The organism is Catellatospora sp. NPDC049111, assembly GCF_040648615.1.
GTDB lineage: Bacteria > Actinomycetota > Actinomycetes > Mycobacteriales > Micromonosporaceae > Catellatospora > Catellatospora aurea.
Window position 1 is genome coordinate 12,521 of sequence record NZ_JBEZEB010000062.1, and the last position, 26,128, is coordinate 38,648.

At 71.9% G+C, this 26,128-nt stretch carries 19 protein-coding genes; 8 read left to right on the top strand and 11 right to left on the bottom strand.

The features are described 5' to 3' along the window. Positions 1–86: 86 nt before the first annotated feature. Together AB0B66_RS41270 and AB0B66_RS41275 are read right to left on the bottom strand one after the other, a co-directional pair. Positions 87–1,466 (bottom strand): hypothetical protein, encoded by a 1,380-nt coding sequence (locus AB0B66_RS41270; protein WP_360540671.1) that lies wholly within the window; start codon positions 1,464–1,466, stop codon positions 87–89. Between the two features lie 114 nt (positions 1,467–1,580). Next, positions 1,581–3,740: an MMPL family transporter gene (locus tag AB0B66_RS41275; RefSeq protein WP_360540709.1), complete on the bottom strand. Its 2,160-nt coding sequence runs from the start codon at positions 3,738–3,740 to the stop codon at positions 1,581–1,583. A gap of 317 nt (positions 3,741–4,057) precedes the next feature. On the opposite strand from AB0B66_RS41275, the gene lipB reads away from it, so the two are divergent. After that, positions 4,058–4,720 carry a lipoyl(octanoyl) transferase LipB gene (lipB, locus tag AB0B66_RS41280; RefSeq protein WP_360540673.1) on the top strand — a complete coding sequence of 221 codons (663 nt, stop codon included), beginning with the start codon at positions 4,058–4,060 and terminating at the stop codon, positions 4,718–4,720. A gap of 40 nt (positions 4,721–4,760) precedes the next feature. Here the strand turns inward: lipB and AB0B66_RS41285 are convergent, their stop codons facing one another. From AB0B66_RS41285 to aspS, 3 genes are all read right to left on the bottom strand, one after another. Beyond that, positions 4,761–6,689, bottom strand: a complete 1,929-nt coding sequence (locus tag AB0B66_RS41285) for a M48 family metallopeptidase (RefSeq protein ID WP_360540675.1) — start codon at positions 6,687–6,689, stop codon at positions 4,761–4,763. Between the two features lie 11 nt (positions 6,690–6,700). Further along, the gene (locus AB0B66_RS41290; RefSeq protein WP_360540677.1) at positions 6,701–7,297 is read right to left on the bottom strand and encodes a LemA family protein; all 597 of its coding nucleotides are present in this window, start codon (positions 7,295–7,297) and stop codon (positions 6,701–6,703) included. Positions 7,298–7,437: 140 nt separating this feature from the next. After that, complete coding sequence (gene aspS, locus AB0B66_RS41295; protein WP_360540679.1) at positions 7,438–8,715, bottom strand: aspartate--tRNA(Asn) ligase; 1,278 nt, start codon at positions 8,713–8,715, stop codon at positions 7,438–7,440. A gap of 311 nt (positions 8,716–9,026) precedes the next feature. On the opposite strand from aspS, the gene lipA reads away from it, so the two are divergent. The 4 genes from lipA to AB0B66_RS41315 all read left to right on the top strand — a co-directional run bounded on the left by lipA (position 9,027) and on the right by AB0B66_RS41315 (position 12,889). Beyond that, positions 9,027–9,962, top strand: coding sequence for a lipoyl synthase (gene lipA, locus AB0B66_RS41300; protein WP_360540681.1), 936 nt, complete (start codon positions 9,027–9,029; stop codon positions 9,960–9,962). A 33-nt stretch (positions 9,963–9,995) separates the two neighbouring features. Beyond that, the gene (locus tag AB0B66_RS41305; RefSeq protein WP_360540683.1) at positions 9,996–10,688 is read left to right on the top strand and encodes a DUF4191 domain-containing protein; all 693 of its coding nucleotides are present in this window, start codon (positions 9,996–9,998) and stop codon (positions 10,686–10,688) included. A 132-nt stretch (positions 10,689–10,820) separates the two neighbouring features. Next, on the top strand, positions 10,821–11,402 hold the full coding sequence (locus AB0B66_RS41310) for a helix-turn-helix domain-containing protein (RefSeq protein ID WP_360540685.1): 582 nt from the start codon (positions 10,821–10,823) through the stop codon (positions 11,400–11,402). Next, on the top strand, positions 11,402–12,889 hold the full coding sequence (locus AB0B66_RS41315) for an MFS transporter (protein WP_360540687.1): 1,488 nt from the start codon (positions 11,402–11,404) through the stop codon (positions 12,887–12,889). Before AB0B66_RS41310 ends, AB0B66_RS41315 begins: the two co-directional genes overlap by 1 nt. 138 nt (positions 12,890–13,027) lie before the next feature. Here the strand turns inward: AB0B66_RS41315 and AB0B66_RS41320 are convergent, their stop codons facing one another. Continuing rightward, positions 13,028–13,393 carry an RDD family protein gene (locus AB0B66_RS41320; protein WP_360540689.1) on the bottom strand — a complete coding sequence of 122 codons (366 nt, stop codon included), beginning with the start codon at positions 13,391–13,393 and terminating at the stop codon, positions 13,028–13,030. A 260-nt stretch (positions 13,394–13,653) separates the two neighbouring features. On the opposite strand from AB0B66_RS41320, the gene glnA reads away from it, so the two are divergent. Beyond that, positions 13,654–15,087: a type I glutamate--ammonia ligase gene (glnA, locus tag AB0B66_RS41325; protein WP_360540691.1), complete on the top strand. Its 1,434-nt coding sequence runs from the start codon at positions 13,654–13,656 to the stop codon at positions 15,085–15,087. A gap of 183 nt (positions 15,088–15,270) precedes the next feature. Here glnA and AB0B66_RS41330 read toward each other — a convergent pair whose 3' ends face one another. Continuing rightward, entirely contained in the window at positions 15,271–15,702 is a 432-nt protein-coding gene (locus AB0B66_RS41330) for a holin (RefSeq protein ID WP_360540693.1), read from the bottom strand. A gap of 124 nt (positions 15,703–15,826) precedes the next feature. Between AB0B66_RS41330 and AB0B66_RS41335 the strand changes: the two genes are divergently transcribed. After that, a complete protein-coding gene (locus AB0B66_RS41335) occupies positions 15,827–18,985 on the top strand; it encodes a VWD domain-containing protein (RefSeq protein ID WP_360540695.1) in 3,159 nt (1,052 codons plus the stop codon). Between the two features lie 63 nt (positions 18,986–19,048). Next, a complete protein-coding gene (locus tag AB0B66_RS41340) occupies positions 19,049–21,595 on the top strand; it encodes a penicillin acylase family protein (protein WP_360540697.1) in 2,547 nt (848 codons plus the stop codon). Positions 21,596–21,761: 166 nt separating this feature from the next. Here AB0B66_RS41340 and AB0B66_RS41345 read toward each other — a convergent pair whose 3' ends face one another. The 4 genes from AB0B66_RS41345 to AB0B66_RS41360 form a co-directional block, all read right to left on the bottom strand. Further along, a complete protein-coding gene (locus AB0B66_RS41345; protein WP_360540699.1) occupies positions 21,762–23,168 on the bottom strand; it encodes a prolyl oligopeptidase family serine peptidase in 1,407 nt (468 codons plus the stop codon). A gap of 77 nt (positions 23,169–23,245) precedes the next feature. Next, positions 23,246–23,905, bottom strand: coding sequence for a response regulator transcription factor (locus AB0B66_RS41350; protein ID WP_360540701.1), 660 nt, complete (start codon positions 23,903–23,905; stop codon positions 23,246–23,248). Positions 23,906–23,984: 79 nt separating this feature from the next. Beyond that, entirely contained in the window at positions 23,985–25,079 is a 1,095-nt protein-coding gene (locus tag AB0B66_RS41355) for a sensor histidine kinase (RefSeq protein ID WP_360540703.1), read from the bottom strand. A gap of 46 nt (positions 25,080–25,125) precedes the next feature. Next, positions 25,126–25,911 (bottom strand): metallophosphoesterase, encoded by a 786-nt coding sequence (locus AB0B66_RS41360; protein ID WP_360540705.1) that lies wholly within the window; start codon positions 25,909–25,911, stop codon positions 25,126–25,128. Positions 25,912–26,128: the final 217 nt, after the last annotated feature.

A 26,128-nucleotide genomic window follows, 5' to 3' on the forward strand; every position in this document is an offset into this window, starting at 1 on the left:
GGTGCGACTCCGCACCGCGCCGAACCGCGCGACACCGCAGTCGGGCAGCGGACGCGTCGGGGAGACGCACGCGACGGGCCCGAGACCTACCAGCGCCAGGCGGCGCGGGTCAGGTGCGGGGTGACGCGCTCGCGCCAGGCGGCGGTGAACTGGTCGGCGATGCGGCGCACCAAGGGCGTGCCGAGCCAGCCGAGCACGATCGCGCTGTACGCGACGCTGATCCACTGCCCGCCGGTCAGGTGGGTGAACTGCCAGGAGACCAGCGGGTACCACAGCGAGCTGTATTCGGGCGAGTGCCAGCACAGGGCCTCGACCGACTGCGGGGTGCCGAAGCACGCGCTCGGCCACAGCTCGTGCCAGAACAGGCTGTTCAGGCCGATCCAGACCGAGAGCACCAGCACGGCCAGCGTGATCAGGTTCGCGCCCAGCCCGGCCTGGCGGTGGCCCAGGCGCAGGGCGAGCGCCAGCGCGGCGGGCAGGATGCCGGCCAGGAAGAAGCGCGGCCCCCAGGACATCCCGGCGTACCAGGCCCACCAGGGGGCGTACACCAGCACCAGGCCGCCGACGAAGAGCAGCCAGAGCCGCTGGATCCGGGCCAGGTCGATACCGGTCGGGCCCAGGTCCGCCAGGGCGCGGCGGGTCGGCAGGAACATGGCGGGCAGATACCAGACGAGGCCGCGGCCGAAGGCGAACAGGATCGCCAGCACCCCGAAGAAGACGGGGTACGAGAACCCGGGCCGCCCCGAGAACGGCATGACGTCCTTGGCCCCGCGGTCCCCGGCGTACCCGCCCTTGCGGGCCAGGATCTCCAGCAGCACCAGCGCCGCGGCGGCCGCCACCGGGACGAGCAGCCGCAACCGGCGATGCCGCCAGGTCTCGGCGAGGCTCACCAGACCGAGCCCGACCACCGTCGCGGGGGTGTTGACCGCGCCGAGCACCGCCGCCGCCCAGCCCCACCCGCGCCGCCGCCCGCGCACCACGACGACGATGCCGACCATGACGCCCATCATGGTGAAGGTCTCGCTGCCGTAGTGGCCGACGTCCGGCGCGAGCATGCTCGCCGCGACCGTGATCAGCATGAACCGGCGGATCAGCGCGCCGGGGACCAGCCCGCGCAGCAGCAGCCCCAGCACGATCAGCCCGGCGGCGAAGACGACCAGGTTGAAGTACCTGATCCCGGCTTCGGGCGTGGCCACCACTCGGCCCAGCAGCCACAGCGGCGCGGAGAACAGCGGGCCGACGATGGAGTACTCGCTGTTGTTCAGGCGTCCCTCGCCGAGCAGCAGGCTCAGACTGTGCAGCCGGTCCTGGCCGTCGGCCACGACCGCGACCTGCTGGCCCCAGACCAGGCGGGCCAGCCCGGCCGCGATGAGCAGCGTCTCCACGACCGACGTCCAGGGTGGACGCCGCCGCGCGGGCGGCTCGGACAGGTTCTCGGCGGCGGGTGCCATGGTGGTCAGCGACACGGCGTCACCTTACGCACCGACATACCGGTCGGCCCGCCGCCGCTGCCGGAACGCAGAAGCGCACCTCCGGCCGGTTCTCGGCCGAAGGTGCGCTCCGCCCCCACCCCGGGGCTGTTACGGCAGGTCGGTGACCTTCTCGGGGCCACTCGACCGCCAGAGCTTGCCGGGCCACCAGACGAACCGGCCGATGTCGACCGTCAGCGCCGGCACCAGCAGCGAGCGCACCAGCAGCGTGTCCAGCAGGACGCCGAAGGCCACCGCGAACGCGATCTCGACCACGAAGACCAGCGGCAGCACCGCCAGCGCCGCGAACGTCGCCGCGAGCACCACACCCGCGGAGGTGATGACACCGCCGGTCACCGCCAGGCCCTTGAGGGTGCCGGGCGTGTGACCGAGCTTGGCGGCCTCCTCCCGGACCCGGGTCATCAGGAAGATGTTGTAGTCGACACCCAGCGCCACCAGGAACACGAACGCGAACAGCGGGTACGACGAGTCGGCTCCGGGGAAGCCCAGCACGTCGGTGAAGACGACACCGGAGATGCCTAGCGTGGCCAGGTAGGACAGCACCACCGTGGCGATGAGCAGCAGTGGCGCGATCAGCGAGCGCAGCAGCACCATCAGGATCAGGAAGATGACGCCCAGCACCAGCGGAATGATCACGTTGCGGTCGCGCTGCGAGGTGTGCTGCACGTCGTAGTTGATCGCGCTGAACCCGCCGACCTTGGCGTCCGCGCCGTCGATCGCGTGCACCGCGGCGCGCAGCCGTTCGACCGTCTGCAGCGCGGCCGGGGAGTCGGCGGCGTCGGTGAGCGTCGCGTCGATCCGCGCCATACCGTCGACGATCTTCGGCTCCGGCAGCGGCGGCACCACGACCGGCGGCGGCGTGCCCTGGCCGGTGGTTCCGGTCTGCCCGGTGGCGGGCGTCTGGCCGGGTGCCGGGGTCTGGCCGGGTGCCGGGGTCTGGCCCTCGCCGGTCGGCGGGAGCACGGGCATGACCGGCATGCCGGTGAACGGGGCCGCCTCGGCCACGCCCTTGGTCTGGCGTACCGCGAGCAGCACCTGGTCGAGCTTCTCCGCCCGGGTCACGATCTCGGCGGGGTTGCCGGTGCCGCCCGGGAAGTGGGCGGTGGTCAGCTCCTGCGCGGAGACCGAGTCGGGGTGGCCGGTGAAGCCCTCGGACTGCGGGATGCCGTCGGCGTCCAGCCGGGTCAGGCCCGCGACACCGGCGAGCAGCAGCACCGCGGTGCCGATCCAGACCAGCCGGGCCCGGCGGCCGACCAGCGCGGACACCTTCGCCCAGAGCCCCTTCTCCTCGACCGGCGCGGAGCCGAACTTCGGCCGCACCGGCCAGAACGCCACCCGGCCGAGCAGGGCCAGGACGGCCGGCAGCAGGGTCAGCGAGACGGCGAGGCTGCTGGCGATGCCGATCGCGCCGACCGGGCCGAGGCCCTTGTTGGAGGCGAGGTCGGACACGAGCAGGCAGAGCAGGCCAAGGATCACGGTCGCGCCGCTGGCCAGGATCGGCTCGAACGAGGCGCGCAGCGCGACCCGCATGGCGTCGTACCGGCTCTCGGTGTGCCGCAGCTCCTCGCGGAACCGGGAGACCAGCAGCATCGCGTAGTCGGTGGCCGCGCCGAGCACCAGCACGTCGAGGATGGCCTGGCTCTGCCCGGAGACCGTGATGATCTCCTCCTTGGCCAGCAGGTAGACCACGCCGTTGGCCAGCGCGAACGCCAGGCCCGCACCGAAGAGCACGACCACGGGCAGGATCGGGCTGCGGTACACGACCAGCAGGATGACGCCGATGATGCCGACGGTGACGCCGAGCAGCAGGCCGTCGATGGAGCCGAAGACCTCCATCATGTCGGTGAGGATGCCGCCCAGGCCGCCGACGTGGGCGTTCAGCCCGTCGGGCAGACCGGTGTGGTCGCGGATCCAGGTCACGTCGGCCATGTTCTTCTGCGCGTCGGTCTCCGTGAACAGCACGGTGACCTGGGCCGCCTTGCCGTCGTCGGAGTAGTTCGGCAGCATCGGCACGTCGGCGAGGCGGCTGCCCAGCTCTCGCTTGATCGTGGCGAGCTGCTCGGCGATGGCCGCCTTGTCGGCCTCGGTCAGCCCGCTGTCGCGGCCGTAGACCAGCTGCGCGGGCACCACGTCGAGCCCGGCGAACTTCTTGCTCAGGTCGAGCACGACGGTCGCCTCGGCGCTCTCCGGCAGGAAGGAGGCGTTGTCGTTCTTCTGCACGTCGGCCGTCTTGCTCGCGAAGCCGCCCATGGCCCCGCCCAGCACCAGCCAGACCACGAGCCCGAGCGCGGGCAGCAGCCAGCGCCGGCGCCGTGGCCGCGGCGGCGCGGCCGCCTCCTGCTCCGGTGCGGTCCGGAGCTCCTTCTTCTCCCGCGTCGCCGTCATCGCGAGGCGTCCTTTCCGTGCGTGCGGAGCATGGTTGGCACAGCGTGACACTATTCGTGAAAGTTTTCACAAGCGTGGCTGCGCACACCCTACCGATCGCGAGCCGGGCCCGCATTCACGGGTACGGGTGACGCCGAGCACCTTCCCTGGCCGACCACGCGAGCGCGAGTAGCCTGAGCAACGTGACCAGCATCGTCTCGCCGGCACTCGCGGTACGCCGCGCCGGCACCGTCGAGTATCTGACCGCCTGGGACGAGCAGCGCCGCCTGCACGCCGGTGTCGTCGAGGGCACCGAGCCGGACACCGTGCTGCTGTTGGAGCATCCCAGCGTGTACACCGCCGGCAAGCTCACCGAGCCCTGGGAGCGCCCGTTCGACGGCACCCCGGTGGTGGACGTGGACCGCGGCGGCAAGATCACCTGGCACGGCCCGGGGCAGCTCGTCGGCTACCCGATCATCAAGCTGCCCAAGCAGCGCGGCGGGCTGGCCGACGTGGTCGCGCATGTGCGGCGTACCGAGCAGATGCTCATCGACGTCTGCGCCGAGCTGGGTGTCGCCACCACGCGCATCAAGGGCAACAACCGCTCCGGCGTATGGGTGCGCGAGGACGAGCGCGGCCCGGACCGCAAGGTCGCCGCGATCGGCATCCGGGTCGCCCGCGACGTCTCCCTGCACGGCTTCGCGCTCAACTGCAATCCCGACATGACCTGGTTCGACCGGATCGTGCCCTGCGGCATCACCGACGCCTCGGTCACCTCCCTCAGCGCCGAACTCGGCCGCGAGATCACCATCGACGAGGTCCTCCCCATCGTGGAGCGCCACCTGCCGAAACTCCTGGCCGCCTGACCATGGGCGATGGGAAGGGCACCTTCTACAACGCGGAGCGTCAAGAAGGTGCCCTTCCTTGCGTCAAAGGCGGGAGGGGGCAGTGGAGCATGCCGCAGATGGTGCGGGTGAGTTCCTGTTCGGTGACGGTCATGGTGCCGTCTTCGGAGATGACGGCTACGACGGCCTGGATCAGGAGGGACTTGTCCTGAGGGGCGAGGCCGTCGAGCAGGGGCCAGGCGGCGTCGAGGGCTAGGACGCCGTGCTGGGGGGCGGTCATCGGCATCGGCTGGCCGGGCAGGATCATCGCCAGGCCGACGTGGTACGCGCGGTCGGCGGACGCCTCGTCCGGGTGGCCGGCGCGGGCCAGCACCGCGAGCAGCGAGGCGATCGCGTTGCGGCAGGTCGTGAGGCTGTGCGCGCGGACCGGCCAGGGCGGGGTGTCGTAGGTCGCCTCGTACAGGTCGCGGTGCAGCAGCCGGGACAGGGCGTACTCGAAGACGCTGACCCGGCCGTCGGCCCTGGCCAGGGTGTCGATGGTGCCGAGCAGGTCCTGCCGGGTGGCGGCCGGGTGGGCGCGCAGCGCCGGGAAGCAGAGCTGGGCCAGCGGCAGCCGCAGCAGCGGGTGCAGCCCGGCCAGCCGGCCCGCGGCGGCGACGGTGTCCGCGACGGCGACCTCGCCATGCCGTTCACGCAGCGCCGCGAGCTGGCTGTCGGCGACCTCCGGCTGCTCCGACAGCAGCAGGCCGAACACCAGGGACGGCGCGGTGTCGCCGCGCCGGGCGCGGGCCAGGATCTCGGGCGGGAAGCGCTCCAGGATGGACTCCGCCCGCTGGTACGCGGGCTGCTGCGGCGCGCCCACGGAGGCGGCTACCGCGTCGGGGCGTACCGCCATCCGGGTGTCCTGATCCGGCAGCGGACCGCCCTGCTCGGCCAGGGACAGGCCCATCGCGGCGTCCTCGGCCAGCCCCGAGGGCGGCGCGGCACGCCACTTCTGCGCGAGCGCGTCGAGCTGCGCCGGGTCGAAGCCCGGTTCCAGGGCCCGGATGCGGTCGGCCAGCGGCGGGTGGGTGGCGAACAGCGAACGCAGCCGGGCCTCGCCGAACAGCATGTGGCCGACCTCGTCGATCTTCGGAGTGGACAGCCGGGACCCGGTCTCCAGGCCGCCGATCTTCTTCAGTGCCCCGGCGATGCCGGAGGTCTGCCGGGTGAACTGCACCGCCGACGCGTCGGCCAGGTACTCCCGCTGCCGCGACACCGAGGCCTGGATCAGCCGTCCCGCGAACACGCCGATCGACCCGGCCACGATCAGCGCGATGCCGATCAGCGGCAGCGGGTTGCTGCCCTGGTTGTCGCGCCGGTCGCGGCCGCCGCCGAAGGCGCCCGCGTACAGGAAGGTGCGGCCCACGATGGCCAGGAACAGGATGCCGAACAGCAGCCCGATCAGCCGGATGTTGATCCGCATGTCACCGTTGAGCACGTGGCTGAACTCGTGCGCGATGACGCCCTGCAGCTCGTCGCGGTTGAGCCGGTCCAGCGCGCCGCGGGTCACCGCGATCGCCGCGTCCGCCGGGGACCAGCCCGCCGCGAACGCGTTGATGCCGGGCTCGTCCTCCAGCACGTACACCTCGGGCACCGGCACGCCGGAGGCCAGCGCGACCTCCTCGACCACGTTGCGCAGCCGACGCAGCCGCAGGTCGGTGGTGTCCTCGGGGACCAGCACCCCGCCGAGGTCGCGGGCCACCTTGCCGCCGCCGGCGCGCAGCCCGATGGTGCGGAACAGCGACGCCAGCAGGATCGAGCCGCCGGTCAGCACCGCGGTCCAGAACATCAGCCAGGCCAGTTCGGCGGCCGGAGCCTCGAACGCGCCCAGCGCCCACGCGACCGCGAGGCAGACGACCGCCACGATGGCGAGCACGGCCAGCACGTAGAGCAGGACCAGGCGGAACGACATCCGCTTGACCTGGCGCTGGCGCTCGAAGAAGTCCATCGGCGCGGCGGTCAGAACTGCACGCGCGGCGCCTCGCGCTTGCCCGGGTCGTCGATCTCCAGCAGCGCCGCCCGGTGGAAGCCGAACGGCCCGGCCAGCAGGCTGCCCGGGAACGTCTCCCGCTTGTTGTTGTACGCCAGCACCGCGTCGTTGTAGCCCTGCCGGGCGAACGCGACCCGGTTCTCCGTCGAGGTCAGCTCCTCGGACAACTGCATCATGTTCTGGTTGGCCTTGAGGTCCGGATAGGCCTCGGACACCGCGAACAGCCGGCCCAGCGCCTGGGTGAGGCCGTTCTCGGCCCCGGCCAGCCCCTGCATCGCGGTCGGATCGCCCGGGTTGCGGGCCGCGTTGGCCTGCGCGGTCATCGCGGCGGTCCGCGCGGCGGTCACCGCCTCCAGCGTCTCGCGCTCGTGCTTGAGGTAGCCCTTCGCCGTCTCGACCAGGTTCGGGATCAGATCGTGGCGGCGGGTGAGCTGCACGTCGATCTGCGCGAACGCGTTCTGGTAGCCGTTGCGCGAACGGACCAGGCCGTTGTAGAGCGACGCCACCCCGACCACGATCGCGATCACGATCAGCAGCAGGCAGAGCCCTCCGAGCAGGAGATCCATGCCCTCACCGTGCCACCAGATCATCCGTCTTGCCTGGCAATCGGGCGTTTGGGCGGCCCGGACACACCCGATTGCCAGGCAGGTCGGTGGATCGAGCGCCGCGCGACCCGGTGTGGTGGGCCGCGCGGCGGGTCTGGGGGTTACGGGGTGACGCGGTGCAGGTCGCGGGGGTACGCGGTGACCTCGCGGATGTTCTGCGCCCCGGTGATGCGGGCGACGAAACGCTCCAGGCCGATCGCGAACCCGCCGTGCGGCGGCATGCCGTGGCGGAACGCCTGCAGGTAGGGCTCGTACGGCTCGGCGCTCTCCTCGCGGGCGGCCAGCGCCGCGAGGTAGTCGCTGTGCCGGTGCAGCCGCTGCCCGCCGGTGACCAGCTCCAGGCCCCGGAACAGCAGGTCGAAGCTGTTCGACCAGCGCTCGTCGCCGGGCTGCGGATGGGTGTAGAAGGGCCGCTTGGCCATCGGGTAGCCGGTGACGAAGACGAACTCGCTGCCGTGCTCGCGCTTGGCCCACTCCCCGATCGCGCGCTCGTGCGCGGGCGCGAGGTCGGGCTCGTCCGCCGGCGCACCGGCGATCTTGAGTGCCTCGCTGAAGTGCACGGCCGGGATCTCGGTCGGCACCTCGGGCAGCTCCAGTCCCGCCACGGCCGCGCCGAGCGCGCCGACCCGGGCGACCATGGCCGCCACGGTCTCGCGCAGCACCGCCATCACGTCGCGGTGGTCGCCGATGAAGCCCAGCTCCGCGTCGAGCGAGGTGTACTGGGCCAGGTGCCGGGTGGTGTCACTGGGCTCGGCCCGGAACACCGGGCCCACCTCGTACACCCGCTCGAACACCCCGACCAGCTGCTGCTTGTAGAACTGCGGCGACTGGGCCAGGTAGGCGGGGCGGCCGAAGTAGTCCAGCGCGAACACGTTCGCCCCGGACTCGGTCGCCGTCGCCACGATCTTGGGCGTGTGGATCTCGGTGAAGCCGAGCGTGTCGAGGCCCGCCCGGAACCCGGCCGTCGCCGCGGCGCTGATCCGCAGCGCGCGGGCCCGGGACGGGTGGCGCAGCGACAGCGGGGCGTGGTCCAGCTGGGTGGGCAGGGTCGGCGTCAGCACCGGCCGGTACAGGTCGAACGGCGTGGGCTGGGCGGGCTCGCCGAGCAGGCGTACCGCCGGTTCGGTCAGCTCCACCCCGCCGGGCGCGGCCGGGTTCGCGGTGACCAGGCCCGCCACGGCGACCACGGTCTCCTCCGGCAGCGTCTCCAGGAATTCGCGCAGCTCCGGTGCGGTGACCACGACCTGGCTGAGCCCGGACGCGTCGCGCACGATGAGGAAGGAGACCGATTTGAGCAGCCGGCGGCGATGGATCCAGCCGGCGATGGTGATCCGTGCGCCCACATGGCGGGGCAGCTCGACGGAAAGGATGCGTTGCATGGCGGGTTACCTCCGGGTTCTTCGCAACGCCATCCCCAAAGGGGTGTGGGCGGTTTGGGAACCCGCGGTGCCACCACACCTTCACCCGGGTGATCCGGGCCTCTACCAGCCGGTGAGCGGAGCCACACGGGCGGCTGCACGCCGACCCGACCCGGGCGTCACTCCGGTGATTCGCCCCGCCACTTGCTGTTGAGCGGAGACTGTAGACCATGATCGGGAACCGCGCAGCCCGTTTTTCCGGTCGCGCCAGGGCTGAGACCTCCGTTACCCACCGGAAGATCAAGGCCGTTTCGGCGCGTACGCTGGCGGGCATGACCATCGTCGCTCCCGAGGGCCGGCGCCTGCTGCGCGTCGAGGCCCGCAACGCCGAGACCCCCATCGAGCGTAAGCCTGAGTGGATCAAGGTCAAGGCGAAGATGGGTCCGGAGTTCACCCAGCTCAGCTCACTCGTGAAGCGGGAAGGCCTGCACACGGTGTGCCAGGAGGCCGGCTGCCCGAACATCTACGAGTGCTGGGAAGACCGCGAGGCGACCTTCCTCATCGGCGGAGACCAGTGCACCCGCCGCTGCGACTTCTGCCAGATCGACACCGGCAAGCCCGCCGAGTTCGACGCCGACGAGCCCCGCCGGGTCGGCGAGTCCGTCGCCACCATGGGCCTGAAGTACGCCACCGTCACCGGCGTCGCCCGCGACGACCTGCCCGACGGCGGCGCCTGGCTGTACGCCGAGACCGTCCGCCAGATCCACGCCCTCGTCCCGGGCTGCGGCGTCGAGCTGCTCATCCCCGACTTCAACGCCGTCCCGGAGCAGCTCGCCGAGGTGTTCTCGGCCGTGCCCGAGGTGCTGGCCCACAACGTCGAGACGGTGCCGCGCATCTTCAAGCGCATCCGGCCCGCGTTCCGCTACGAGCGCTCCCTCGACGTGATCACCCAGGCCCGCAAGGCCGGCCTGGTCACCAAGTCGAACCTGATCCTGGGCCTGGGCGAGGAGCGCGCGGAGGTCTCGCAGGCACTGCGCGACCTGCACGAGGCCGGCTGCGAGCTGATCACCATCACGCAGTACCTGCGCCCCACCCCGCGCCACCACCCCGTCGAGCGCTGGGTGAAGCCCGAGGAGTTCGTCGAGCTGCGCGAGGAGGCCGAGGAGATCGGCTTCGCGGGCGTGATGAGCGGTCCGCTGGTGCGTTCGTCGTACCGGGCCGGTCGCTTGTATCGTCAAGCCCTCGACGCGCGCACCGCCGCCGCCTGAACCTCCCGCCGTCACCAAACCTAGGATCCGTCTATGGCAAAGGCCGAAGAAAAGGTCAGCTTCCTCCAGCGGTTGAAGCAGATCGGCATGGTGTTCAAGTTCACCGCCAAGCAGGACAAGTGGTTCACGCCCCTGGTGGTGGCGGCCGTCGTGCTGCCGCTGGCGATCACCGTGGCGATCTTCCTGTACACCGGTGCCTGGATCTGGATCCCGCTGGGCATCCTGACCACGCTGCTGGCCGTGCTCATCGTGCTCAACCTGCGGTCCAACACCGCGATGATGAACATGATGGAGGGCCAGCCCGGCGCGGCCGGCCAGCTCGTCGAGCAGATGCGCGGTGACTGGCGGGTCAAGCAGGCCGTCTCGGCGACCACCCAGTTCGACGTGGTGCACCTGGTCATCGGCAAGCCCGGCGTCATCCTGCTCGCCGAGGGCAACCCGGCGCGGCTCAAGCCGCTGCTGGGCGAGCAGAAGCGCCGCCTGACCAAGGTCATCGGCGACGCCCCGCTGTACGACTACATCATCGGCACCGGAGAGGGCCAGCTGTCCATCCGCAAGCTGCGGATGACCCTGATGCGCCTGCCCCGCAACCTGTCGGGCAAGGAGGTCAATGCCCTCGACCGGGCTCTGACCGCCCTCAACGCCCGCCCCCAGATGCCCCGCGGCCAGCTCCCCAAGGAGTTCCGCCCGCCGCGTATGCCCCGCGGCGGCGGCCGCCAGCGCTGACCCCAAAGGAAGGGCACCTTCTTAACGCCATGCGTTGCAGAAGGTGCCCTTCTTAACGCTCGCATCTATCGATGTTTGCAAGATCCAGTAGAGATATTGCGGTAGGGATCTACTGGATCTAGGTTGGTGGGTATGGAGATGAGGCGCATCACCGATCCCCAGGTCCTCAAGGGCCTGGCGCAGCCGATCCGGCAGAAGCTCTACCGCCTGCTCGTCCAGGCCGGGCCGGCCACCGGCGCGACCCTGTCCAAGCGCCTGGGCACCGACCCCGGGCAGACCAGCTACCACCTGCGCGAACTGGTCAAGGCCGGCTTCGTCGAGGACGTCCCCGAGCTGGCCCGCGACCGCCGCGAGCGCTGGTGGCGCGCGGTGCCCGGCCCGCACGGCTGGTCCTCCCTCGACTTCCCCACCCCCGAGGGCCAGGCCATCTCCTCGGCTGTCAAGGCGCAGACCGTCATCGACGAGTTCGAGCGCGTACGCCGCTACGAGCAGTCCCGCGACACGTGGCCCGAGCAGTGGCAGGCCGCCGCGATGAGCAGCGACACCTTCCTGCGGCTGACCCCGGCCGAGCTCGCCGAGCTGACCGGCGAGCTGCACGAGCTGGTCGTGCGCTGGAAGCAGCGGAGCACCGAGCGCGCCGCCCAGCCGGACGCCGACGGCGACCGCCGCGAGCACGTCTTCCTCTTCTTCCACGCCTTCCCGGAGCGCCCCTGATGAACACCACCGCCCCCGCCCCGACCTCCGGTCTGCCCGCGACTCCGACCGACAGCGAGTCGCCCGACGCCGACCTCGCGCCGCCCGCCACGGGCGTCGCGCCCCGACAGCGCGATATCGCCGGCAGCCCGGCGCACACCGCGCCCCCGACGGACCTGCCCGCTCACCGGTCACCTGCCTACCTGCGCTACCTCGGCGGCCAGGCGGTGTCGATCCTCGGCGACCAGGTCTGGTACGTCGCGCTGTCCTTCAGCGCCGTCCAGCTCGCCTCCCCCGGCGCGGCCGGGGCCGTCTTGGCCGTCTCCGCGCTGCCCCGGCTCGCCCTCCTGTTGTTCGGCGGTGCGATCGTGGACCGGTACGGCCCCCGCCGACTCATGATCGGCAGCGACGTCGCCCGTGGCGTGATCGCCCTCGTCACGGCGGCGCTGGCCCTGGCACAGCCGAGCGTCGCCCTGCTCGTCGTGGTGGCCCTCGCCTTCGGGCTGGCCGACGCGCTGTTCCTACCCGCGGCCGGGGCGATGCTGCCCCGGCTGCTGTCCCCCGCCCAGCTCACCGGCGGTCTCGCCCTGTCCGGGCTGACCGCACGCCTCGCGCTCACCCTCGGCGCGCCGCTGGGCGGTCTGCTGCTGCCGCTCGGCGGGCTCCCCCTGGCCTGCCTCGTGAACGCCGCGACCTTCGCCATCTCCGCCCTGGCCCTCTGGTCCGTCCGCCCCGGCACCCCCGACCCGCAGCGATCCAGCAGAGTTGTCGTCGCTGGAGCGACCACGACTCTTCCAGGTCCGGACAGTGCGGCCCGCAAAGCCGTCGCCGGCGGCGGTACGGACGCCAACGGTGGATCGGGACCGGCCCGTACGCCTATCGGCGCCGCGGTGCGGGAGGGCCTGCGCTACCTGGCCGGGCACCGGCTGCTGCGCGCGGTGACGCTGGTGGGCCTGCTGGTCAACCTGGGCGCGGTCGGTCCGCTGAACGTGGGCCTGGCCCTCGTGGCCGACCAGCGCGGCTGGGGCGCGGGCGGGATCGGCGTGATGCTGGCGGGCTTTGGCGTCGGCTCGGTCGGCGGCAATCTGCTGATGATGCGGTGGCGGCCCGCGGGACGGCTCGGCGTGATCGTGGCGTGCTGTGCGGTGGTGCAGTGCGGTGCGCTGTTCGCGATCGCCGTCGCCCCGACGCCGGCCTGGGCGTTCGTCGCCACCGCGGTCGGTGGCCTGGCGGGCGGCCCGCAGGCTGTGCTGCTGAACGGCCTGACGCACACGCACACCGCCGACTCGCACCGCGGCCGGGTCGCCTCGATCAACAACTTGGCGAGCCTGGGCATCGTGCCTCCGGCGATGGCGCTCATGGGCTTCGCGGCCGCCCTGCTGGGCACGGTCGCCGCGTTCGCCGCGAGCGCCGCGCTGATCCTCGTCGCCGCCGCGATGTGCGTGGCGATTCCCGCCCTCCGCCAGGCACGCCTCGCCACGCCCTCATCCCTGACCTCTCGGAGGTGAGGTAACCCCGCCCACCCATGATCGTCCGACTTGCCGGGCAGTTGCGCGAATCTTGAGACCGCATTCGCCCAGGTGCCAGGCAAGTCTGACGATCAACCTCGGGCCGCGGGGCGGGCCGGATCGGGGCCGGGCCGGGGGTCAGGCGGCGGGGCGGATCAGGGTGCCGGCGGCGCGGTCGTGCAGGCCGCGGCGTTCGCCGTCCATGATGAGGGCGGGGATGACCAGCGCGAGCAGGGTGCCCCGCAGGGCTCCCTTGAGGGGGCCGACCGGCTGACCCGAGTCGACGCCGAGGCAGGTAATCTTCGTCACGCGCATGCCCGGTGTCTGCCCGAAGAACCCGACGAAGAACGTGTAAACGCCGATCAGCACCACCGGCGCCGCCCAGCCGTCCCGCAGCGGGTCGGCGAAGAGGCCGGCGGCCAGGACGCACAGCATCCAGTCGAGCAGCAGCGCCCCGAACCGTCGGGCCAGGGAGGGTACGGCAGGCAGGGATGCGTCGGTCACCCGCCGAGCGTACCGTCCGGTCCGCCGCACCGGCCGAGTGAGCTGTCCGGGCAGCCCATAGGGCTGGTTTACCCGTGACGTAACACGGCGGAAACAAAGCTGACACGGCCGGGCAACGCCGCGGTTCTAGCGTCGCCACCAGCCAATGGCCACCCGACGCAACGCCGCGCCGTCGGCCGCGTCTCCCGAGGTCAGCCCAGGAGATGTGCTGAAGTGGGGGCCGGGAGGCTCCCGCAGACCATCCGTGCCAGGAGGACGTGTTGTTCGCCAATTCCGAGGAACTGCTTCGGTACCTCAAGGACGAAGACGTCAAGTTCGTCGACGTCCGCTTCTGTGACCTGCCCGGCGTGATGCAGTTCTTCACCGTGCCGGTCCAGTCGTTCGACGCGAGCGTCTTCACCGACGGTCTCGCCTTCGACGGCTCGTCCATCCGCGGCTTCCAGCAGATCCACGAGTCGGACATGCTGCTGCTGCCGGACGTGACCACCGCGTTCATCGACCCGTTCCGCATCCAGAAGACCCTGGCGCTGAACTTCTTCATCCACGACCCGTTCACGCGCGAGGCCTACTCCCGTGACCCGCGGAACGTGGCCAAGAAGGCCGAGGCCTACCTGGCGGCCAGCGGCATCGCGGACACGGCGTACTTCGGCGCCGAGGCGGAGTTCTACATCTTCGACTCGATCCGCTACTCGACCCAGGCCAACCAGGCGTTCTACCACATCGACTCGATCGAGGGCGCGTGGAACACCGGCGCGGCGACCAACGCCGACGGCAGCGCCAACCGTGGTTACAAGCCGGGCTACAAGGGCGGCTACTTCCCGGTCGCGCCGACCGACCACTACGCCGACCTGCGCGACACCATGGTGACGAACCTGGTGGACCTCGGCTACACCGTCGAGCGCGGCCACCACGAGGTGGGCACCGCCGGCCAGGCTGAGATCAACTACAAGTTCTCGACGCTGCTGGCCTCCGGCGACCAGATGCAGCTGTTCAAGTACGTCATCAAGAACACCGCCTGGCAGGCCGGCAAGACCGCGACCTTCATGCCGAAGCCGCTGTTCGGTGACAACGGCTCGGGCATGCACACCCACCAGAGCCTCTGGCTGGGCGGCGAGCCGCTGTTCTACGACGAGACCGGCTACGCCGGCCTGTCGGACACGGCCCGCTGGTACATCGGCGGTCTGCTGAGCCACGCGCCGTCGCTGCTGGCCTTCACCAACCCGTCGGTCAACTCGTACCGGCGCCTGGTGCCCGGCTTCGAGGCTCCGGTCAACCTGGTGTACTCGCAGCGCAACCGCTCCGCCTGCACCCGTATCCCGGTCACCGGCACGAACGCGAAGGCCAAGCGCATCGAGTTCCGCTGCCCCGACCCGTCGTCGAACCCGTACCTGGCGTTCTCGGCGATGCTGATGGCCGGTCTCGACGGCATCCGCAACAAGATCGAGCCCCCGGCTCCGATCGACAAGGACCTCTACGACCTGCCGCCGGAGGAGGTCGCCAACGTCACCCAGGTGCCGGGCTCCCTCTCCGACGTGCTCTCGGCGCTGGAGAAGGACAACGACTACCTGCAGGCCGGTGGCGTCTTCACCAGCGACCTGATCGACACCTGGATCGACTACAAGCGGTCCAACGAGATCGACCCGGTCCGCCTGCGTCCGACCCCGCACGAGTTCCAGATGTACTTCGACTGCTGATCCGCTCAGCGGCACGGAAAAGGCCCCGCCTCTCGGCGGGGCCTTTTCCGTGTGCCGGCCCGGTACCGGGGAAGATCGCCGTTTCGGGTCAGAACATGTGGTCGGGCCGCGGATTTTGACCGGAAACAGCGATCTTCACCACCGCCGCCCGGTCAGCGCGGACGGTCGGTCAGCGGTGGACGGTCAGGCAGCGACTGCGGGTGCCGGAGCAGCGGCGGCGGGAGCGGCTTCCGCCGGTGCGGAAGCGGACGCGGCGGCGGGTGCCGCGGCGGGGGCGGGCTCGGTGGCAGCGGTCGCGGCGGCGACGGCCGGGGCCAGCACCGGGCTGGCGGCGGCGGCCGCGACGATCGCCGTGGCCGCGGCGGCCGGGGCGGCGGTGAGCAGGCTCGGGCTGTTGGCCGCGCCGATCGGTCCGGAACCGACCGACATCAGCACCGACAGCAGCGCGGCGCTGAACGCCAGCGACAGCGCGCCGCGCCAGTCGATCGCGGCGACGTCCACGCCCACCACGCCGCTGACCTGGCCGACGCCGAACGCGGCGATCAGGGCCTGCACGAAGGTCTTGATGGCACGCTCGGCGCTGGCGATCCAGAACTGCTTGTTCAGCAGGTACATCGGAGTTCTCCTGGGGATGAGGGGGCATGCCCGAAAGGCGCTCACGAGCTTAGATCGCATGCACCCGTGTCACCTATCCGCTTCCCGACCGACCACGAGGGCCGCAGGCCATATGGTGTGCCGCATGGCGCACCCCCTCCGCCGCGCGCTGCTCACCGCCGCCGCGTTCCTCTGTGTACTCCTGCCCGCGACGCCCGCCCGTGCGGTCGGCGACCTGGCGGTGACCGTACGCGGTGATGATCCACTCGCGATGGTGCTGGTGCTGGCCAACCGGGGTGACGCACCCTGCCAGGTGATCACCTCGACGTACGGCACGCTCGCGGTGACCCGGCTGGAGCAGGACGGCGTCGCCGTAACGCCGCTGCCGATGGAGACCTCGTTCGAGGAGTCGCTGGAGACGGTGCTGGCCAAGCGCCTGCACACGCTGGAGCCTGGGGCGAGCACGGAGGTGCCGCTGCGCGCCATCCCGATCGGGCCCACGGGACACGCCATAGAGGTCGTCACCTGGTCGGCCGGCGCGGGCGCGTTCGGTTCGCTGTACCCGGTGAAGCCGGGTGTGCCGCTGCGCCTGGAGTTCACGTACGCGGTGCCGATCGTGCCGGAGAGCGGCCCGGCCGCCTGCGCCCCGCTGGCGGGGGCGGGTGTCACGGCCGAAGCCGTGGATGCCGGACGCCCGTGGTGGCACTGGGCGGTCCTGGCTGGAGCGGTCGGGCTGGTGCTGGTGCTGGTGCTGCTCGTCGCGGTCATCGTGAAGCGGCGTGGGCGCGGCCACAAGGCCGCCGCCACGGGTGACGGCCTCGCTGCCGACGGCGGGCCGGACGGCCCGACGGGCAGCGAGACAGGCTCCGGCGCCGAGCACGGGAACGCGGATTCCGGCGAAGAAGCCGACGGCGGGAACGGGGACTCCGGCGAAGAAGCCGCTGGCGGGAACGGGGACTCCGGCCGGTCCGGCTCCGGCGGGGTGGCCGGGATCGGCGGAGCGGTCGTGCTGGCGCTGGTGGTGGCGCTCGGCGCGGTGGCGGTGCCGGGCCGCCCGGCGTACGCGGAGATCATCGTGACCGACCCGGAGCTGGCCGACGCCTGGGCCGCCTGCAGCGCGATCCTGCACGCGCCCGGCGGTGACCCGGCGGGCATCCTGCCCGCGCTGGAGGCGCCCGGCGTGACCGTCAGCATCATCCGGGCCCAGCCCGGCGACACCCACGAGGGCGCGCTGGACCGGAACAACATCCTGGTCTTCTGGGACCCCGAGGACCGGCACGCCTACTTCGGCAGCGGCGGCAACGCCGACCCGTGCGACTCGATCTACCACGAGTTCCACCACGGCTGGCAGCACAACCAGGGCACGTACAGCCGGGAGGACTGCGCGGGCAGCGGCATCCCGGCCACCGAGGTGATGGCCACCCGGGCGCAGAACCAGTTGCGGGAGGCGCTGGGCCGCCCGGCCCGCAGCCACTACGGCGACCGCGCGCTGCCGAGCGGGGACTGCACCGCTCCCCCGCCGCCCCCGGCCTGCACCGGCGCGGGCTGCGGGCACAGCACCGGTGACCCGCACCTGCGTACGATCGACGGGCTGCGCTACGACTTCCAGGCCGCGGGAGAATTCGTCGCGGCGCGCGACACCGCCGGGGCGTACGAGATCCAGGTCCGCCAGGAGCCCGTGCCCGGTTCGCGCATGGTCGCGGTGAACTCGGCGGTCGCCGCGAAGGTCGACGGCGACCGGATCGAGGCCCGGATGACCGCGGCCGGCGTCGAGTTGCTGGTGGCAGGCGTGCCGACCGGCCCGGCTCCGGCGGAGCTGACCGCCCCGCGGCAACTCACCGGCGGCGGCGAGCTGCGCACGAACGAGGGCGGCGACGTCGAGCTGCGCTGGAAGGACGGCTCCCGCCTGGTGATCGAGCCGATCGGCATCTGGGGCCTGGCCCTGTCGGTCGAGCCCGCGCAGGCGTACACGGGCAAGTTGGAGGGCCTGCTCGGCGACTTCAACGGCAAGTCCGACGACGACGTACGCCCGCGCGGCGGCACGCCGCTGGGAACGCGGCCGACCTTCGCCGCGCTCTATCCCGCGTACGCCGACAGCTGGCGCATCGACGCCGCGTCGTCTCTGTTCACCTACCCGGAGGGCAAGACCACCGACAGCTACACCGACCGTGCCTTCCCGGAGCAGGACGCGGCCACGGCCGAGCTGCCGAACCGGGCCTCGGCCGAGGCTATCTGCCGCGAGCTGGGCGTCTCCGACCCTGAGGTGCTGGCCGGCTGCGTGCTGGACGTGGCGCTGACCGGGCAGCCCGACTTCGCGGTCGCCGCCAAGGCGGGCCAGGTCTTCGCCGGGGGCGCGGACCTGGGCGGGCAGACCTGGACGGTGCGCGTGGACGCCCCAGGCGCGGTCGCGAAGATCGAGTTCTCGGGTACGAAGGGGCAGAAGGTCTTCCTCGACGTGCCCGCGACGACGCTGCCGAACCAGTGCGGCGGCCTGGACCTGCTCGGCCCGGACGGCCGCCAGGTGGCGTCGGGCTGCGTCATCAACGGCGCGGGGTACATCGACGGCACGGTGCTGCCGGAGACGGGCACGTACAGCATCGCGGTCGACCCGCGCGGCGACGACACCGGCGAGGCGCGGCTTCGCCTGCTGACCGTCTCCGACCAGCAGGAGGCGATCACTCTGGACGGCCCCGAGCTGACCGCGCGCCTGGACAAGCCGGGCATGGTCGCCCGGTTCACGTTCAGCGCGACGGCCGGGCAGAAGGTGTTCGTGGACGTGCCGGCCACCAACCTGCCGGGCCAGTGCGGTGGCCTGGACCTGCTCGGCCTGGACGGCAAGCAGCTGACCAGCGGCTGCGTCATCAACGGCAGCGGCTACATCGACGGCTTCACCCTGCCGGCCACCGGCTCCTACACGGTGGTGGTGGACCCGCGGGACAAGAGCGTCGGCGAGGCCAGGGTCAAGGTGAACCTGGCCGTGGACCAGCGGCTCGAACTGCCCGTGGACGGCGACGCGGTCACCGCGCGCATCGCGCAGCCGGGCGCGGTCAGCGTGCTGACCTTCACCGGCCGGCTCGGGCAGCGGGTGTTCATCGAGGTGCCGAGCACGGATCTGCCGAGCCAGTGCGGCGGGCTGGAGCTGCGCGGCCCCGACGGTGACGTGGTGGAGTCCGGCTGCGTGATCAACGGCAGGGGCGGGCTGCGCGAGGAGGGCACCGAGCTGCCGGCGACCGGGACATATCAGCTGATCGTGGACCCGAACGAGCGGGCGACCGGAACGGCTCAGCTAAGACTGCGCACCTGACCAGCAAAGTCTGTGTTACCTGGTGGTAACGCGGGTCACAACATGTGCGTAGACTCCGCCAACGTGAATCCCCCACGCCTTTGGCTCCGCCGCCTGCGCAAGACCGCGTTCTGGCTGCTGGGCGTCGTGACGGTGCTGGCCGTCGTCGTCGCCGGGCTGACCGTCTGGTCGGTGCGCCGCGCCATGCCCACCCTCGACGGTGAGCTGACCCTGACCGGGCTGTCCGCGCCGGTGACCGTGCGCCGCGACGCGCACGGCATCCCCCAGATCTACGCGAAGACCAGCGACGACCTGTATCGCGCCCAGGGCTTCGTGCACGCCCAGGACCGGTTCTGGGAGATGGACTTCCGCCGCCACGTGACGGCCGGGCGGGTCTCCGAGCTGTTCGGCGAGTCTCAGCTGGAGACGGACAAGTACCTGCGCACCATGGGCTGGCGTCGGGTCGCCGAGCAGGAGGTGGCGCTGCTGTCGCCGGAGTCCCGCAAGGGCCTGGAGGCGTACGCCGAGGGCGTCAACGCGTGGCTGGCCGCCAACACCGACACCGACGGCGACGGGTTCGCCGCCTCGGGCGCGCTGAGCCTGGAGTACGGCATCCTCGGCCTGCAGAACTCCGACTACGTCATCGAGCGCTGGTCGCCGGTCGACAGCCTGGCCTGGCTCAAGGCGATGGCCTGGGACCTGCGCGGCAACATGGAGGCCGAGATCCGCCGCGCCGCGCTGGCCGCCGAGGGCCTGAGCAAGGAGCAGGTGGACCAGCTCTACCCGGCGTACCCGATCGACCGCAACCTGCCGATCGTCACCGGCGGCGCGATCGCGAACGGCGCGTTCGACGCCAAGGCGACCGCCCCGGCCACCCCCGCCGGTGCGCCGACCACGCCGGTCGCCGGACTGGCCGCGGACAGCCTCAACCAGATGGCCGACGCGCTGGCCGCGCTGCCGGGCCTGATGGGCAACGCCGACGGCGACGGCATCGGCTCCAACTCGTGGGTGATCAGCGGCAAGCTGACCGCCACCGGCAAGCCGATCCTGGCCAACGACCCGCACCTGAGCCCGAGCCAGCCCGGCATCTGGTACCAGATGGGCCTGCACTGCGAGTGCGGCACCGAGGTCGCGGGCTTCACCTTCTCCGGCGTGCCCGGCGTGGTCATCGGCCACAACGCCAAGATCGCCTGGGGCTTCACCAACCTCGACCCCGACGTCATCGACATGTACCTGGAGCAGGTCGAGGGCGACAAGGTAAAGGTCGGCGACGCGTGGGAGCCGCTGACCACGCGCCAGGAGGTGCTCAAGGTCGCGGGCGGCTCCGACGTCACCATCACGGTGCGCACCAGCAAGCACGGCCCGCTGCTGTCGGACGCCAGCGAGAGCCTGAAGAAGCTCGGCGGGCAGTACGCGATCGCGATGCGCTGGACCGCGCTCGACCCGGGCCGCACCGGCGACGCCGTGTTCGCCATCAACAAGGCCGGCGACTGGAACGAGTTCCGGGCCGCCGCCGCGCTGTTCGAGGTGCCCGCGCAGAACATCGTCTACGCCGACGTCGAGGGCAACATCGGTTACCAGTCGCCGGGCCGGATCCCGGTGCGCGGCAAGGGCGACGGCAAGTGGTTCGCGCCCGGCTGGGACCCGGCATACGACTGGACCGGCTTCATCCCGTTCAACGAGCTGCCGAACGTGCTCAACCCCGAGCGCGGCTACGTCGTCACCGCCAACCAGGCCGTCATCGGCGACCAGTACCAGCAGCACCTGACCGACGACTGGAGCTACGGCTACCGCAGCCAGCGCATCTACGACATGCTCGGCGCGGCCGGCGGGAAGATCACGCTGGACGACGTGCGGAAGCAGCAGTTCGACAACCGCAACGGCTTCGCCCCGACGCTGATCCCGGCGCTGCAGAAGGCGCCCCGGCAGGCCCTGTCGCAGGTGGAGAAGAACGCCGACGCGCTGCTCGTCGACTGGGACTTCCAGCAGGGCGAGGACTCGGCCGCGGCCGCGTACTACAACGCCGTCTGGAAGAACCTGCTCGGCCTGACCTTCGACGAGCTGGGTGAGGACTACGCCGCCGACGGCGGGGACCGCTGGTTCGAGGTGGTCCGCGGGCTGCTGACCAAGCCCGACGACAAGTGGTGGGACAGCAAGGGCACCCCGGCCGTCGAGAAGCGCGACGACATGCTGGCCCAGGCCATGTCGGCGGCGGTGAAGGAGCTGTCCGAGGCGCAGGGCGAGGACCCGAAGCAGTGGCGCTGGGGCGACATGCACACCCTCACCCCGACCCACGCGACGTTCGGCGAGTCCGGCATCGGGCCGATCGAGTGGCTGTTCAACCGGGACACCGTCGGCGTCTCCGGCGGCGACGCGATCGTCAACGCGACGGGCTGGAGCGCGGGGCAGGGCTACGAGGTCGACGCGGTGCCGTCCATGCGCATGATCGTGAACATGGCTGACCTGGACGACTCCCGCTGGATCCAGCTGACCGGCAACTCGGGCCACGCCTTCCACGACAACTACGCCGACCAGTTCGAACTGTGGCGCACGGGCCAGACCCTGCCGTTCCGCTTCGCGAAGGCGACCATCGAGAAGGAATCGACGAACACGCAGACCCTCAAGCCGTAGGGCGGGTCAGCGGCAGGGGCGCGTGCCCACCGGTCTCCGGTGAGCACGCGCCCCTTGCCATGTCGCCGCCCCTTGATCATCGGAGTTGCCCGGCACTTGTGCGAATGAGTCGTCAAGATACGCACAGGTGCCAGGCACATCGAACGACCTTGGGCGATCCGGCGGGTCAGGGCAGCAGCAGGCCCAGCGACAGGGCGAACGGCACCAGCAGCACCCCGCCGAGCGCGGCGACCGCCAGCCGCACCCGGTCTCGGCCCTGCACCGAGCGCAGCGCCACCACGGCCCACGCGGTGCACAGCAGCGCGAGCACGGTCACCACCCGCAGCAGCAGCCAGGCCAAGGGCTGACCGAAGAGGAACGGCTCGGTCTGCTTGCCGGAGGTGGCCACTGTCATGATCGGGTAGGCCACTCCACCGACGAGGGCGATCAGCCCCGTCAGCACCAGCCAGCGCGCCGGGCGAGCCCCTGCGGGCCGGCCGCGCCGCCCCCGCACCCGGCGCACCAGCGCCCAGACCGGCCAGCTCAGCAGTGCCAGCGCGATCGCCGCGAACGCGGCCCACCACAGCGGCCCCACCCCGGCCACCGGGATGCTGTCGCTGCCCTGCGCGGGCAGCGGGTCGGCCGCCGAGGCGGGCGCCTTCCCGGCGGTCACCTGGGCGATCCAGTCGGTCACCAGGGCGCCGTAGCCGGGCAGCAGCTCGCCCATCGGGAAGCCGTTCACGGTAGGGCCGCCGACGCGGTCGTAGCCGTCGGTGGTGACCCGGCCCGCGTGCGCGCCGTGGGGCAGGATACGGACCGTGACGCTGGGGCTGGCGGTCAGTTCGCGGCGGAAGACCTCCGCGCTCTCCCGCGGCGGCACCTGCGTGTCCAGCTCGCCCCAGATCGCCAGCACCGGCTGGCGGACCGCGCGCAGCGCGGGCACCGGGTCGTACGCCGCCTGCGGGAACCCGCCCGTCGCGACGGCCAGGCCCATGCCGGTGCCGACGATCGCGTCCACGGTGGACGGCGTGACCCCGGCCCGGGTGATCCGGTTGATCAGGTTCCAGGCCTGGGTACGCGCCGGCGGCAGCCCCGGTGCACCGATGGTGACCAGGAACTTCGCCTCCGCCGAACGGGACGCGGCCAGCGGCGCGATCCAGCCGCCCTCGCTGAGCCCCCACAAACCGGTGCGCGCCGGGTCGACGTCGGGCAGCGCGGCCAGCGCCCGCACCCCGGCCACGGCGTCGTCGGCCAGCGCCGAGTAGTCGCGGTGGGTCTTCGTGTAGTCGGCCCGCTTGTCGTAGATCAGCGTGACCAGCCCGGCACGGGCGAACACCTCGGCCTCCTGGCCCAGCTCCTCGCGCGGGCCCGCGCCCGAGCCATGCACCAGCACGATCGCGGGGTGGCGCACGGCCGGGTCGAGGTCGGCCCGGCGCACCACCGAGCCGTGCAGCTCGGTGGCACCGTTGCGGAAGGTCAGGTCGGTCGCGGTGAGCCCGGCGGGCGGGGTGTACGGCGTGGGCGCGGCGGCGGCCGGGGTGGCCGCGAGGGCCAGCAGGACCGCCCCGCAGGCGGTGATCAGTGATTTCCTCATGTCCACGATCCTGGGGAAATCCGCTCGCGTGGACATCGCCGACGAGAGCGGTCCGCGCCCTCCCCCGCACGAGGGAGTCACTCGCCGGGCCGGATGAGCCCCGACTCGTACGCCGCGATCACGGCCTGCACCCGGTCGCGCAGTCCCAGCTTGCTCAGCACGCTGCTGACGTGCGTCTTCACCGTGTGCTCGCTGACGAACAGGGCCGCCGCCAGCTCCGGGTTGGACATGCCCCGGCCGAGCAGGATCAGCACCTCGTGCTCGCGCTCGGTCAGCCTGGCCAGTTCGGCGGACGGGGTCGGCGCGGCCCGCCCGCCCATGCGCACCACGTCGTCGATGAGGCGGCGGGTCACCGCGGGCGCGAGCAGCGCCTGCCCGGCCGTGACCACCCGCACCGCGTGCACCAGGTCGTCCCGGCGTACGTCCTTGAGCAGGAAACCGCTGGCCCCGGCGCGCAGCGCGGCGAACACGTGCTCGTCGGAGCCGAACGTGGTCAGCATGACCACCTTCGTCGGCCCGCCCGCGCAGATGCGCCCGGCCGCCTCGATGCCGTCCATGACCGGCATCCGGATGTCCAGCAGCGCCACGTCGGGGGCGTGCGCGGCGACCGCCCGGACCGCCTCCGCGCCGTCGGCGGCCTCGGCGACCACCTCGATGTCCGGTAGCGCCGAAAGGATCATCGCGAAACCCGACCGCACCAGCTCCTGATCGTCGGCGACCACCACGCTGATGCTCACGCCTGCTCCTCCCGCACACCGCGCCCCTGGCCGCCGCCCGCGCCCGGCACGGCCTGGCTGCCGTGGACCGCCGCCCTCATCACGCGAACACCGCCGTCACCCGGAACCCGCCACGCGGGTCCGGGCCGAACTCGACGACGCCGCCCACCGCGGCGACCCGCTCGCCGAGCCCCACCAGGCCGTTGCCCGGCACGACCGGACCAGCGCCGCTGCCGTCGTCGGCGACGCTCACCCGGGTGCCGCCGTCTTCCCAGGTCACCGATACCTCGGCGGAGGTCGCCGCAGCGTGCCGGACCACGTTCGTCAGCGCCTCCTGGACCACCCGGTAGGCGGCGAGCTGCACGTCCGGCGGGAGCGGGCGGGGGTCGCCGTGTTCGGTGTAGCTGACGTCGAGGCCGTCGTGGCGCGTGCCGCGTACCAGCTCAGGCAGGTCGGCCAGGCCCGGCTGCGGGGCCAGGGACTGCTCGCGCAGCCCGCCTACCGCCGCGCGCAGCTGGGCCATGGCGCTGCGCCCGGCCTCGGAGATCGCGTCGAACGCCGCCTCGGCCCGCGCGGGGTCGCGCCGGGCTATCGCGCCGCCCGCCTCGGCCTGCACCACCATCAGGCTGAACGCGTGGCCGAGGATGTCGTGCAGATCGCGGGCGATGCGGGTGCGCTCCCGTTCGGCGGCCAGTTGCGCGGCCTGGGCGTGCTCGCGGGCGGCGGCCTCACGCCGGGTGCGGGCCAGGGTGCCCAGCATGTACGCGGCCGACCAGGTCGCCATCTCGCGGACCGCGGTGTTCACCGACTCGATGATCGACAGCATGCCGATAGCGGTGACGACCAGCACCACCAGCCGCTGGCGGGGCGGCGCCTGGTACGCGACCGCGTAGAAGCAGACCAGCGGGCCGTACCAGATCGGCTGGGCGGGGCCGGTGTTCACGATCGCGTACGCGGCGATGCCGACGGCGGTGAGCAGCAGCGCGTACGTGGGCTGCCAGCGCCGCAGCAGCACCGGCAGCGAGGTCACCAGCACCGGCCAGTAGTCGGCGAACGTCCACGACCCGGCCTCGGGGAACCGGCGGGTGAAGAAGTACGGCGCGGACTGCGCGGCCAGCACCAGCAGGGTCAGCCCGACGTCCACCGACCAGGCGCGCCGGGACAGGTCCGCCGGCCGCGCCATCCCCCACGTCACGAGGAGCCAGCCTAGGCCACCGCGCCGCGCCGCGGGCACCCCGCTGTCAGGCCGCGGCGGGCGCCAGTGAGACGACGATGCAGGGCGCGCCCAGCGAGATGCCGGTGTCCACGGCCATGGCCAGCCCGTCGGCGTAGGTGACCGGCCCGCGCACCGCGGTCGGGGCGACGCCGAAGGTCTCCGGGATGGTCGAGTGGCCGTGCACGATCTGGCGGCCGCCCAGCTTGTCCAGCAGCATGCGGGCGTTGGCGACGCCGTCGTTGTGCTCCAGGAACTCGAAGCGGCGGAACAGCAGCCGGGTGTTGCGCCCGAAGGTCTGCTCGTCGCGCTCGCGCATGATGGTGCTCACCGCGGCATTGATCTCGTCGATGGTCGGCCCGAACTCCAGGTAGGCCAGGGTGTCGGCGTGCAGCAGCAGGTGGTCGTCGACCAGCGCCACCGCGGGCAGGCCGGCCAGCCAGGCGGCCCGCTGCTCGTCCAGGCCTTCGAGGTCGTGCTCCTGGCCGCCGTTGAGCGCCCACACCTGCACGATGGTGCGCACCTCGGTCACCGGCGACGCGGGGACGAAGCGGCTGCCGTACAGCAGCATGTCGTGGTTGCCGATGACGCAGCCGACCTCGCCGCCGGCCGCGGCGGCCTCGACCTGCAGCCGCCGGATCAGATCGATCACGCCAATGCCGTCCGGGCCGCGGTCGGTCAGGTCGCCGAGGAACCACAGCCGCGCGGCACCGCCCGACCACGCGCCCCGCGCGTCGAGCAGGCCCGTCACCCGCAGCGCCTGGGTCAGCGGCGTGAGATGCCCGTGCACGTCACCGACCACGTAGAGCGTCACGCGATCACCCTACGACATGACCATGAAAGCTCCCTGAGCACGCCGCCACCCCAGCGCGCCATCACACCCAGGACTGACGCGACAGACCGTCCGCCGTCCCGCCGACCGGCCCCCCTCGAGGGGCGGGGGGGGGTGTCAAAAGCACAAACCGGGAGAAAAAAAAAATTAATTTGCGCCCACCAAATGAAAAAACGGGGGGGCCGCACGCAACAACCCC